The organism is Sinorhizobium garamanticum, from assembly GCF_029892065.1.
Classification (GTDB): Bacteria; Pseudomonadota; Alphaproteobacteria; order Rhizobiales; family Rhizobiaceae; genus Sinorhizobium; species Sinorhizobium garamanticum.
Map to the genome: position 1 here is coordinate 1,687,501 of NZ_CP120373.1, position 11,600 is coordinate 1,699,100.

At 60.1% G+C, this 11,600-nt stretch carries 8 protein-coding genes, 1 tRNA gene, 2 rRNA genes and 1 pseudogene (1 of these 12 running past the window's edge); 9 read left to right on the forward strand and 3 right to left on the reverse strand.

The genetic code is table 11. The features are described from left to right. The 4 genes from PZN02_RS07810 to PZN02_RS07825 form a co-directional block, all read left to right on the forward strand. Positions 1-1,089: ribosomal RNA gene (locus PZN02_RS07810) — 23S ribosomal RNA — on the forward strand (it extends 1,710 nt beyond the left edge of the window). A gap of 219 nt (positions 1,090-1,308) precedes the next feature. After that, a 5S ribosomal RNA gene (gene rrf, locus PZN02_RS07815) occupies positions 1,309-1,423 on the forward strand. A gap of 206 nt (positions 1,424-1,629) precedes the next feature. Further along, a tRNA-Met gene (locus PZN02_RS07820) sits at positions 1,630-1,706 on the forward strand. 536 nt (positions 1,707-2,242) lie between these two features. Then, on the forward strand, positions 2,243-2,530 hold the full coding sequence (locus tag PZN02_RS07825) for a hypothetical protein (protein ID WP_280661013.1): 288 nt from the start codon (positions 2,243-2,245) through the stop codon (positions 2,528-2,530). Between the two features lie 197 nt (positions 2,531-2,727). Here PZN02_RS07825 and PZN02_RS07830 read toward each other — a convergent pair. Further along, positions 2,728-3,540, reverse strand: a pseudogene (locus tag PZN02_RS07830) (recombinase family protein); the annotation flags it as partial. A 119-nt stretch (positions 3,541-3,659) separates the two neighbouring features. After that, a complete protein-coding gene (locus tag PZN02_RS07835; RefSeq protein ID WP_280661014.1) occupies positions 3,660-4,178 on the reverse strand; it encodes a hypothetical protein in 519 nt (172 codons plus the stop codon). Between the two features lie 656 nt (positions 4,179-4,834). Between PZN02_RS07835 and PZN02_RS07840 the strand changes: the two genes are divergently transcribed. From PZN02_RS07840 to PZN02_RS07860, 5 genes are all read left to right on the forward strand, one after another. Beyond that, the gene (locus PZN02_RS07840) at positions 4,835-5,920 is read left to right on the forward strand and encodes a hypothetical protein (RefSeq protein ID WP_280661015.1); all 1,086 of its coding nucleotides are present in this window, start codon (positions 4,835-4,837) and stop codon (positions 5,918-5,920) included. A gap of 536 nt (positions 5,921-6,456) precedes the next feature. Next, a complete protein-coding gene (locus PZN02_RS07845; RefSeq protein ID WP_280661016.1) occupies positions 6,457-7,368 on the forward strand; it encodes a hypothetical protein in 912 nt (303 codons plus the stop codon). Positions 7,369-7,446: 78 nt separating this feature from the next. Further along, positions 7,447-7,863, forward strand: coding sequence for a hypothetical protein (locus tag PZN02_RS07850; protein ID WP_280661017.1), 417 nt, complete (start codon positions 7,447-7,449; stop codon positions 7,861-7,863). Further along, positions 7,863-9,899 carry an AAA family ATPase gene (locus PZN02_RS07855; RefSeq protein ID WP_280661018.1) on the forward strand — a complete coding sequence of 679 codons (2,037 nt, stop codon included), beginning with the start codon at positions 7,863-7,865 and terminating at the stop codon, positions 9,897-9,899. The genes PZN02_RS07850 and PZN02_RS07855 overlap by 1 nt, the downstream gene beginning before the upstream one ends. Next, positions 9,892-10,641: an ATP-dependent metallopeptidase FtsH/Yme1/Tma family protein gene (locus PZN02_RS07860; RefSeq protein ID WP_280661019.1), complete on the forward strand. Its 750-nt coding sequence runs from the start codon at positions 9,892-9,894 to the stop codon at positions 10,639-10,641. The genes PZN02_RS07855 and PZN02_RS07860 overlap by 8 nt, the downstream gene beginning before the upstream one ends. Before the next feature lie 665 nt (positions 10,642-11,306). On the opposite strand, the gene PZN02_RS07865 is transcribed toward PZN02_RS07860, so the two are convergent. Next, positions 11,307-11,558, reverse strand: coding sequence for a hypothetical protein (locus PZN02_RS07865; protein ID WP_280661020.1), 252 nt, complete (start codon positions 11,556-11,558; stop codon positions 11,307-11,309). Between the last annotated feature and the right edge of the window lie 42 nt (positions 11,559-11,600).

An 11,600-nucleotide genomic window follows, 5' to 3' on the forward strand; every position in this document is an offset into this window, starting at 1 on the left:
CAGGGCTCTGCGAAGTCGCAAGACGACGTATAGGGTCTGACGCCTGCCCGGTGCTGGAAGGTTAAGAGGAGGGGTGCAAGCTCTGAATCGAAGCCCCAGTAAACGGCGGCCGTAACTATAACGGTCCTAAGGTAGCGAAATTCCTTGTCGGGTAAGTTCCGACCTGCACGAATGGCGTAACGACTTCCCCGCTGTCTCCAACATAGACTCAGTGAAATTGAATTCCCCGTGAAGATGCGGGGTTCCTGCGGTCAGACGGAAAGACCCCGTGCACCTTTACTATAGCTTTACACTGGCATTCGTGTCGGCATGTGTAGGATAGGTGGTAGGCTTTGAAGCGGGGACGCCAGTTCTCGTGGAGCCATCCTTGAAATACCACCCTTATCGTCATGGATGTCTAACCGCGGTCCGTCATCCGGATCCGGGACAGTGTATGGTGGGTAGTTTGACTGGGGCGGTCGCCTCCGAAAGAGTAACGGAGGCGCGCGATGGTGGGCTCAGAGCGGTCGGAAATCGCTCGTCGAGTGCAATGGCATAAGCCCGCCTGACTGCGAGACTGACAAGTCGAGCAGAGACGAAAGTCGGTCATAGTGATCCGGTGGTCCCGCGTGGAAGGGCCATCGCTCAACGGATAAAAGGTACGCCGGGGATAACAGGCTGATGACCCCCAAGAGTCCATATCGACGGGGTTGTTTGGCACCTCGATGTCGGCTCATCGCATCCTGGGGCTGGAGCAGGTCCCAAGGGTTTGGCTGTTCGCCAATTAAAGCGGTACGTGAGCTGGGTTCAGAACGTCGTGAGACAGTTCGGTCCCTATCTGCCGTGGGTGTAGGAATATTGACAGGATCTGTCCCTAGTACGAGAGGACCGGGATGGACATATCTCTGGTGGACCTGTTGTCCTGCCAAGGGCATAGCAGGGTAGCTATATATGGAAGGGATAACCGCTGAAGGCATCTAAGCGGGAAACCCACCTGAAAACGAGTATTCCCTTGAGAACCGTGGAAGACGACCACGTTGATAGGCCGGGTGTGGAAGTGCGGCAACGCATGAAGCTTACCGGTACTAATCGTTCGATCGGCTTGATCGTTCCCATTGCTCATGCTCATCATAGATGAGCATCGCAATTCTTTGTCCTCACGCGCGTAGCGCTGCGGACGGCGCGCCGGACGTCCGGCGGCTCGGCTCTGCCGGCTGCTGGAAATATCCGGATAAGACGCAAGACGTGTTCAAAACAAAAGAAGTGAAAACTTCACCAGCTTCTCGATTAAAGTTTGCTCCGCAAGGAGCAACGCTTGCGCTTTGCCGACCTGGTGGTTCTGGCGGGGTGGCTGCACCCGTTCCCATTCCGAACACGGCCGTGAAACGCCCCAGCGCCGATGGTACTTCGTCTTAAGACGCGGGAGAGTAGGTCGCTGCCAGGTCTGCAAATCGCAAGCAAAAACAAAACATCTTCTCCTCACAAAACGCGGCCCAAGCCGAAATCAAAAGGGCCGCAACCAAGCGGCCCTTGTGCTTTGAACGGAAAAACCATAACGCGGGGTGGAGCAGCCCCCGCCGGACCGCAGGCGCAGCCGAGGACCGGCAAAACAACAATCAACCGGGCCGCCACGCCCGGCAAAACAGGTAACGCGGGGTGGAGCAGCCCGGTAGCTCGTCAGGCTCATAACCTGAAGGCCGCAGGTTCAAATCCTGCCCCCGCAACCACCGAGACTTGTAACCGCTTCCAATCGGCTTCCTTCTCCTTGAGAATAGCCTGGAAGCGGCTCAGGTAGTAAGCTTTCCCCTTTACATCACTGAACTCGCCGGCCTTCACACGGGTGCTGTAGTCCCGGTGATAATGCTCGCGCATTCTCGCGCTGTAGTCCTGAAACGCTTCCATCGATGCGAGGATCGACGCCAGCCGGCCATGAATGGTCAGGTCTGCACGGCGATTGTCGGGGGAGGGCGCAATCACCACCTTCTGAAGGAGGGAACGGACAAACTGGCCGTAACCCACAAGCGTGTCGTTGCCATCCCCGGCACCCTTCAGTGCCGTCGTCATGGCGTCCAGAACCGACTGGAACATTGCCGGGCTCACAACGATCGAGTCGTCCGGATTACGGAGACCGGCGCTATCGCTCTTCTTCCGTCTCAGTGAAATTGGCGTGGCCGCTTCCAGCTCGAGCGCCAGGCGCGTACGCTCTTTCTCCAAATCGTCGAGCATCTGGTCAAAGGCTGCAATCTTCATCTGGCCCGCAAGCATGCGTTCGGTCATCTGCTCGGCGATCAGCTTCTGTTTGGACGAGATCGCATTCAGTTTGGCCTCGATCGTCTCAGCGGCCTTGGCGCTCGCAGCCGCGGCCTGTTGGACCTGGCGATTGATTTCCTCCTGGAAGGAGGTGGTGCGCGCCGGCGTCAGAAGGTTGGTCGGAATTGCGTCCAGCACCCGCGATTCCAATTCCTGGCGGCTGATGGTCTTGGCATTGGTGCAGACGATCCCGCCGAGATCGTCGATCGGCAGTTTCTTCTGCCGGTTCGTGCAGCCGTAACGGTCCTTGGCCATGATGGCATAGGGGCCGCAGCAATGGTCGCATTCGAGCAGACCACTCAACAGATATTGCGGCCGATGAGCACGGTTGAGCCGGTTGGTTGTCGTGTGGCTGAAGCTTGCCTCTACTGCCAGCTGGCGCTTCTTGACCTTCGCCCACAGCTCGTCGGAAACAATCCTCAGCTCCGGCACCTCGCCTACCACCCACTCGCTCTTGTCATTCATCCGCGCTTCGCGGTTCTCCGTCTCCGGGTTCTTGCGGAAATTGCGCCGGTTGAATACGAGCCGGCCGATATAGGTCTCGTTGTTGAGAATGCCGGCACCCCGATCCCGATGGCCGCGGATCGCGGTGTCGCGCCATTTGAGCCCGCGCGGGCCGGGCACTGGGGGCAAGCGGCCGTTGAGTTCGACGGCCAGTTCCTTCGGTGACTTGCCGAGCGCGTATTGCTCGAAAATCCACCGGACGATCTCGGCCTGTTCTTGGTCGATCTCCCGTTCGCCGGGAATGCGATTGCCCTTGGCGTCATAGACCAGCTTTGCACGATACCCATAGGCAATTCCGCCGGCAGCCCGTCCTTTCGTGACCGAGGTCTTCATGCCCTCGCGTGTCCGATAGCGTGTCTGCTCGATCATCTCGTGGCTGAGGATCGACCGCAACCCAAGTTCCATATCCGTCACGGCTGCCTTGGCCTGCACGGTCCAGAGTTCGACGCCCTCATGGCGCAATTGCTTCAGAATACCGGAGCTGTGTTCCATGTCGCGGGAGATGCGGTCGACGGAGACACAGAGCAGAACGTGGATGTCGCCGCGCTTGATGCGGCGCAGGACGCTCTGGATGCCGGGACGCGACTTCAGCTTGGTTCCGCTGATCGCTCGATCTTCGTAAATCTCGACGATTGTCCAGCCGCGCTCTCGGGCGAATTCCCGGCCGAGCGCTACCTGCGTCTCGATGGACTGTTCATCCTGGCGGTCGGTCGAATAACGGGCATAGAAGAGGACGTTTTTGGTCATAAATGGCTCTACGCGGAATCAGGGTCGACAAAACCTAGTGGGAAATTTTCCCTTTCCAAGCCGGTGCGCGAAATTTGTTGCGTGCCGGCTTGGACATGACCGATTGATCAAACGGTCGCTCAGCGAGAGAGCCCGGGCTCGAAGAGTTCTGTTGTCGCGTAGTGCCGGCGCATTCCGACCGCATCAACCAGAATACCGGCGCTCTTCTTGATCCGCAGCAGGTCGAGCACGAAACTCGTCTCGAACACGATTCCGAAATACAGATTGTCAGCTGCGTCGCGCCAGGTCGGGTCAATGACCTTGTCATCGGCGTCGACAAGCCATGCGTGCTGCATCGGAATCGCCAGTTCGGCGTCCATCGCGTAGCCCTCGGCGTAACGGACGGTGGTATCACCCGCCGCCAAACGTGAGATCAGAACCTGCGTTGCGTTGTCGAAGCATTGCTTCGCGGGGCGGCGGGTGAACCAGATGGGGTTGGTGTCCGCCGGCTCGAAGGTCTTCCCGTATCGCAGCAAAGCGCCTGCCGGTCCGAAGCCACGCTCCATCTCCGCATTCATCCGAATGAACGCGACAAGCTGTTCGAGATAGGGATCGGAGGCCATTTGATTTTGGCAGTCGAAGTTCAAAGCGTTGGTCATTATGGTCTCCCCGCGCGTGGCGCATCGTTTGATCTTCAAGGATGTCGGAAAAAACGATGGCGGGACCGTGGGAGCCGATCTTGTCCGCCGCTGGCTCTCTGACGACAGGTCGGTGATCCCTTCACGCTCCACACACGACCGGGACGACACTGTCGTGATCGTTCAAATAGCCGGGACTGCCGAAATAACAAGTGGGATAGGGGGCGAGTGTGCGGTGATCTCGCGGCTTGGTTAAGGAAGCAGCCTCGTTCGTTAACCTTTCGGCTGCTCGGTCACGACCGACTTGCCGACGCTTATCAACCTATCGCAACCGTCACTCCCGGCGATCGGCGTCCGTCTGGATCATGGATGAGGTGTTGAAAAGCATCGCTGTATCGATAGCGGAACGGGCCCAAAATCGTCCTCTTTCATTCACCTGAAATAAATCATAGGTTGATTTAGCTTTGACATAATTAAAATGCGAACTAAAAAATTTTGCCTCACTGAATCCATTGAGAAATTTGCGGTGACCGGTCGGCCGGAATCCCGATAGTAGGCGAAAAGGCGTTAAATAACATAGGGATGACAATTGCGGTTGTAACGCCTTTCCGAAATCCATGTCACCATTGTCTCACGGTCGCTGATGAAGACCGGATGAAAACGGAGACAAGGAACGAATGGCGAAATACACTCATAAGAAGAGGGCGGCTGTTGCCCAGACCAAGCTTGGGCCGACCATCACCCCTGCCCAGGAGGACGAACTGAAGTGGCTACGGGACGCGTTCCAGTCGCTCGGACGCCGGACGACAGCGCAGGCCTTCGAGATCGGCGGCTACCTCGTGCGCGCAAAGTCCATTCTCCCGGAGAAGGCGCTGGGCGCATGGATCAAGACGGTGTGCAAGTTCACGCCGAAGACCGGTCGCAACTACATGGCGGTCCACGCGAACCTGGCGGAATATAAAGAGCGGCTCGAGGCAGCGGCGGTTGCTCCGACAGTCCTGTTCGTTCTGGCTCACGCCGAACAGCCGGACGTCGAACGGGTCATCTCGGCGATCGAGACCGGCGAGCAGCTGACCGTGGCCCAGGTCAAGGCGATGGTGGGCGTCGAGGCAAAGCGAAAGTCGGCTACCACTGACGATGCTCTCAATGTTGGCGGCCTCGCCGGCTTGCGTAAGGCTGCCGAGTTGAAGACCACGCAGGACGTTACTCAGTTCCACGGGCTAATGTCCGCCGTCCTCAAGCGAGTTGAGAAGGCCATGGAGCCGATCGCCAAGGGCAGGGCGGTGAAGAAGGGGATGCTCCAGGAGGCGATTGTGTACGATTGCCGTCACGCCCACGATCTTCTCAACAGCATCGCCGCGCCTATGAAGGCGGAAATGGTTGCACATGTGAATTGGCGGCCAGCTCATCTGCCCACAGGCAGCGCATGGCGTACGGTACAGGCGTTGCTTCACCGTATGGGCGGCGTCGACGGTTGGCCGGATCGGACCGAGTTTGTCGGCTGGCTTCAGGACGAGGTCATTCCGGCGCTGCGCTTCGTGGTTCATGGGGAGGCGCTGACCTCGACGGAGGAGAAACCGGAGATCGCCGATGCGAGTGATCAGCTTGCATCGCAGGAACCGGTAGAGGCCAACGACCGGGTGCAAAGGGGAGAAGAGGCGACGCTGGCTCAGATCAACAGCGTGTTCAACGGATTTATCGCGCCGGCGCCGGCGGGCAACTCCCAGAAGCGCCGGTCCGTGCCCTCGGCCGTCGCGGCGTAGTGATCCCGGCAAGGCGACACCCATGGCCCCGCTTGCGCGGGGCTATTTTTTTGGCCGCTGGCTGCCGCGTGTCCCGTTAACCATGCCGGAGCTCTGTCGTTCCGGATGTGTTCCAACCGGCTTGCCGGACCCGATTCTCCGGGCTATGTCGACGGGGTCAGCAGAAATCAAATATCTGCAGACACTTAGCGGCCCCCGCCGGTGCTGGTAACACCAACGAGGACCTGACCCGCAACCTTGTCGTAGAAGGACTTGGGCTATGTCGACCCATATCTGCTTCGCTTCCGAACGGGAAGCTTTCTCGTCTCCTGATCCTGTTGACGATCGTGCGTCGCCGCGGCGCCGGTTGGCGTGCTTCACGATCCCGTGCGCCTCTGGGCTGGCACTCGCCTGATTCCAACAGCTGATCGTCCCTGACTTCGGACACGGCTTCGTTTGAAGCCCGCCGGCCACCTGATGCGGAAATCATTTCCGCGTCGGACGTCGTGCGCCTGAAGTTTGCCGGCCGGTCGCCATCGTCAGCAGGAGCAGTACCAATGACGACCATTCTTTCCGGTGCGCCTGGCGCGCCAGCCTATCCGCATGCCGTCGATCTCGAAGTCCTTGAGCCGCGCTTCGAAGTCCTCATCGACGAGCTTTCGTTGCAACCCTTCTCCGCCGGCGCGCTTTCCAAGGCGCTTGCCGGCGGTGTCTCTGAAGCCGCCGCGGTGCTTCGTGCCATTCCGATTCAGGAAGGGCGGCTGCTCGAGCGCGGCATTGGGATCATCGCCGACCTTAACCCGGACCTCGTGGTGCTGACGCAAAATCTGCGGCTGCCGGTCACGAAGACGGCGCTCGAGCTGGTCGAGAAAAACGATCCGAAACACTTTCGGTCCCTGACGCTCGATGCGGACAACGGCGGGCGCAAAACGTATACGCCGGACCTGATCATCGTGAACCGAAAGACGAAGCTCGCGCACGTCATCGACGTCAAGCGCAGCCTCGGCTCTTACGAAGTCTCCCGTATCAACGAGCTGAAGAGCCGTATGCTGGCGGCGGCGCTCGTCGTTCCCGATCTCCTCTACCGCGACCATCATCGGCTGGTGGCCGAAGAAGTCCGCGTCGTCATCCTCAATGCGGAAAACCAGCGCTCCGACATTGCCGGTGGCGTCTGGCCGCTCAGCGATCTCGATCATCTCATCGAGGTCGGCGGGGCGGGGAAGGCGATCGGCATGCTGCGCGATCGCTTCCATGGCCGGATCGACGAGAACTGGAAACTGGCTCGGAATGCCTTTGCCGGGCCAAAGGAGGAATGGGCTCGTCGCGGTGCCTCGGCGGACATCGCAGACGCGAACGGAAACGAGACGTGCGACCCAGGCGCTGGCTCGATCACCGAATTCCATCAGCCGGCCGGTCGTGGCCAAATCCGTGTCGGTTTTGCCCGCATCCCACGGATCGGCACGGGCTGACCGCCCACCGACTTCTTTCCGCTTTCCGTTCCATCGTTCACGCCGAACAAGCACGTTCGGCGACAGGAGACGTCTGTCATGAGCCGACACACTGCCAACGTGATCCCTTTCCCCAACAACCCTGCGCACCAGGCACCTTCGACTCCGAAGCCATCCAGTCGGCCGAAGCGACTGGCGAAGCTGGAAGAGGTGACGAGCCGCGGCGCAGCCCGATCGCTGGCCATTCCTCAGGCCATGGCCGTTTGCGCGGCAACGTCCGATGCCTTGCCCGATCCGGCGATCGTCGCCCAGGTCGTGATCGGCTTTGCCCGACGCAAGGGCATCGCCATGTCCAGCATCCCGAAAATCTTCCGCGCGCAACTTCTTGCGCTGTGTGCGGCCGGCGATCCGACGGCGCTGATGTTACGCGACTGGCTCGATGGCAATCGCCAGCTGCTGGTCATCGATGGGATGCTCACACCTCGTGGGGCCCATGGAACGGGGGAGGGTGCTTGATGGAAACCCTGACTGATCGCATCACGCGCTACCTGCTTGCCCGCATCCGCCGCCTGGCCATCCTCGATCTTTACGAGCGCGCCGCCGTTGCCGGATTGCTGGAGGCGGACTTCATCGTCGCCGGCGACGAAACGACCGGGACGGTCTGGCGTGTCCCGGAGCAATCCTTGCGTCTGCTCCATGCCGATCCGGTCAAGGCGCAGGCGGAAATCACGCGACGTCTCGGAAAGGCACCGCACAAGACGACGGCGATCGACGTGCTGATCCAGGACCTCCCCGCAGAGCCCGTCCATGGAAAACTTCGTTCTGCCCCGAAGGGCAGGACCGATCGGGAAAACCTTGCCGCGGGCCGCCTGAAATCGGGACCGGTCGTTGCCGCTCAGGTTCCGGAGAAGACGCCATCGGCGTCCAGCGAATTCCTGGCGCTGCTTCGGGAGCACATTGCTCCGCCCAGCGTCGCCCATGTCGCCGTCGCCCTCCTGGTCGCCCGTGCCGTTGGTTCAAGCGTTCCCGGATTATCGGCACTGTCAGCCGTCCTTCGGAACCCTGGAGCCTTCGTGCTGATCAAAGCGCCGGTTGGCCGTTTCGAACGCCGCTTCGGCCTTATGCTCGAGGACGGCCTGATCGTTCCTTACTGGACCAAGCTAGAAGACGTCCATCGCAGCAGCCCGCTCTCGGATGGTTACGGAGAGCGCCGTCGTGGAAAGACCCGCAAGACGATCAAGACACTTGCCGGGACAGATGTGCCGAAGGCGGTCGAGCGGTCGTTGAGCCGGTTCCTTGTGGATGTACTGCTGGAGCGGTCAGCGCCCGTGGTCCTTGCCGATGAGACAAAAACCGCCCTTCCGCCTTTTGTGTCCATGACGCCCGACCTTTTGCTTGAGTGCGGTGGTCTCGATCACGAACTGATGGCGGAACTCCTGCAGATGTGTTGCGACATCGCGCCGAAGCAGTCGCTACGGCAGATGGAGAAGATAGCGCTTGATCTTGAGGGCCTCTCGATCGATGCGCTGGCGCTGGCTGTTCGTCCCGGACGCGGTCTCGAACACATTCTGTCGATCCTCGAAGTCCTCGGCGAACGGGCGCGCTCCTCCGACAAGTCGGACGATGACGACGATGATGGCCGCGGCTCCGGGCGCAGCAGCGATCGGTCTGGGCGGCCGAAGGTCAAGAGCCGGTTTTTGATCAAGGACGGTGATGACCTACCAAAATCCGTGGATGGGATCGATGTCGTTCAGCCGGAGAAGCCGGCGGAGACATCTGGGAAGGAGAGCAGCGGCAGCGCATCCGTTGATCCAGCCAATCCGGAACACAGCCGGCTGCGTCAGTTGCGGGTCGAGACACTCTCGGGCTATGGCGACGCACGCGACTGGGCGCTCGACCTCAAGACAGACCTTCAGCTTTGGCGCGACGGTGGGCTGGCCTGGAGCGAGATGAGTACGAAACTGATCCTGTCGGGACCGCCCGGCACCGGCAAGACGACCTATGCCCGCGCGCTTTGCAATAGTTTGCAGGTTCCGCTGCTGGTGACGTCGGTGGCGTCCTGGCTTGAACCCGGTTATCTCGGCGACGTCCTCAAGCGCATGTCCAAGGCCTTCGAAGTGGCACGGGAAAACGCTCCGGTCATCCTGTTCATCGACGAAGTCGATAACATCGGAAACCGGTCCGCAGGTCGACGGGAGCAGCATGACGACTATTGGCGCTCGCTGATTAACCGTCTTCTCGAGCTTCTCGACGGGACTTCGAAGACCGAGGGCGTGATCGTCGTGGCGGCAACGAACCTCCCCGAAAAGATCGATCCGGCCCTGTTGCGATCCGGGCGGTTGGAAAAGCATGTCGCGATCTCCATGCCGGATATGGAGGCGCTTACCGGCATCCTCGCTCATCATCTCGGAGCTGATCTGGCTGGTGTGTTGGCGTCTGCGCCGTCGGGCAGCCCCAAAACGATCGAAACAGCACGGCAGAACCAGGCCTATGCTGGCAGTGATGCAGACGTCATTGACCAATACAATCGAGGAGTTTCCCAAGATGTCTGAAGCCACCCTCACATCCACACCTGAGCATCACCCCGATCTTCGGCAACTGGCGTTGCTGGCGACCGGCAGTACCGGAGCCGACATCGAACGACTTGTTCGTGACGTTCGCCGGAAAACCAGAAGGCAGCAGCGGTCGCCGACCTGGAGCGATCTCGAGCATGCCTTGCTTGCCGACCAGATGAAACTCTCGGACGATGTGCGCTGGCGCACCGCCATCCACGAGGTCGGTCATACGATCGCCTTCCATGACATGGGGATCGCCGAGGTCATCACCGTAAGCATCGGGATCGGAGGAATGGGACAGGTTGTCAGCCGGCAGCATAACCATTTGCGGCAGACGCAGGACTGGCTGATGAGAACCATCGCATGCATGCTGGCCGGGCGGACGGCAGAGCTGTTGATGTTTGGCGAGGCGGTGGCCGGGGCAGGTGGATACGATGACAGCGATCTGGCCAAGGCAACCGCATATGCGGTTGCCGCCGAAACCCGACTTGGCTTCTCCGATCATCAGCCGCTGCTCTATCGATCTGCGGCGGGAAGCATCAACGAACTCAGTCTCGACCGGCATCTGGCTGACCGGGTCAACAGTCGCCTGATGGAAGCCGAAGCGATGGCTCGCACTCTACTGGAGAACCGACGGGACGTGCTGGTCGCCATCGCCATGCGGTTGAAGGATGTCGGGGTCATGACGGGCGAGGAGATCACGCGCCTGCTCATCGCGTCTCCCGGTCCACGGACCTGACGAAATCCAACGGGGCGGCTCCCAAACCGCGATTCCGACCGGCGCCACTCCGATTCACACATCCCAAACGCCGATTCCAAAGCCGCGGAAATCGATTCCGATCTGCGGAAGTTCGATTCCCGCCCCGGTACCGGCACCGTTGGGATGAGTTCGGGTGACCTGCCATCGGCAGCCGTCCGAGGTGGTGAAGGCTACAAGAAGACGATGACGCGGTGCATGGAGTGACCCGGTCGATGCCCCACCACAATATAGTCGGAAAGGTGGTGGGAAAGGCTTCAGGGTACGTTGTCGAGAGTTGTGATGCTGTCCACCCCCGAAGGCGGCATCTCAACGTGGCGGCAATGCGCTTCACGCCGGATCAAGTCTTCTGCAAATCAATTCCCATCAGATCAAAGCACCATGCCTTGGTCTACGTTCCGGGCAACTCGAAAAACATCATCTCAATTTACCCTTCCGCGATTCCTGTTCCAATTTTGTCGTTGCCAAAATCCTGATCGCCGATTCCGGCAAACCGCGTTTGCAGGCCGGAGGTCGTCTGGCTGGCGATTGGAGACGATCCAGCCCTTCCTGTCCGAAATGTCAACACAGGCAGTCGCGCTTGTTCCTTGCATGGCCGGCCCCGAGGCTGAGGCTCCACAACAAGGAGACAGGCAATGCCCCGGAAATCAAAGAAACAACGCAATGCAGAACAGGCAGTTCGCCAGCAGAATGTGAGGGATGCGGCCAAGGCCCGACGCCGGCCGTCGCGTGACGATCTCGCGAGGGTGCTGCTCTGGCAGATGATCACGGCGGCCCAGGGACGGGCCGATGCGCGGATTGCCCTGGAAAAACTCAGCGAAGCCATCGTCGGCGAGCTGGAACGCCAGGGTTTTGATGTCCGGGAAAGCGAGAATGTCTTCGACGACTTGGCTGACCATTACTCGGATGGCCTGCCTCCGTTCCGGCCAAAGCGGCACCTG

Excerpts from the sequence above, each read along its gene's own strand:
- PZN02_RS07825 (WP_280661013.1), top strand. The coding sequence starts at position 2,243 with ATGCGTTCGGTCATCTGCTCGGCGATCAGCTTCTGTTTGGACGAGATC.
- PZN02_RS07835 (WP_280661014.1), bottom strand. The coding sequence starts at position 4,178 with ATGACCAACGCTTTGAACTTCGACTGCCAAAATCAAATGGCCTCCGAT.
- PZN02_RS07840 (WP_280661015.1), top strand. The coding sequence starts at position 4,835 with ATGGCGAAATACACTCATAAGAAGAGGGCGGCTGTTGCCCAGACCAAG.
- PZN02_RS07845 (WP_280661016.1), top strand. The coding sequence starts at position 6,457 with ATGACGACCATTCTTTCCGGTGCGCCTGGCGCGCCAGCCTATCCGCAT.
- PZN02_RS07850 (WP_280661017.1), top strand. The coding sequence starts at position 7,447 with ATGAGCCGACACACTGCCAACGTGATCCCTTTCCCCAACAACCCTGCG.
- PZN02_RS07855 (WP_280661018.1), top strand. The coding sequence starts at position 7,863 with ATGGAAACCCTGACTGATCGCATCACGCGCTACCTGCTTGCCCGCATC.
- PZN02_RS07860 (WP_280661019.1), top strand. The coding sequence starts at position 9,892 with ATGTCTGAAGCCACCCTCACATCCACACCTGAGCATCACCCCGATCTT.
- PZN02_RS07865 (WP_280661020.1), bottom strand. The coding sequence starts at position 11,558 with ATGGTCAGCCAAGTCGTCGAAGACATTCTCGCTTTCCCGGACATCAAA.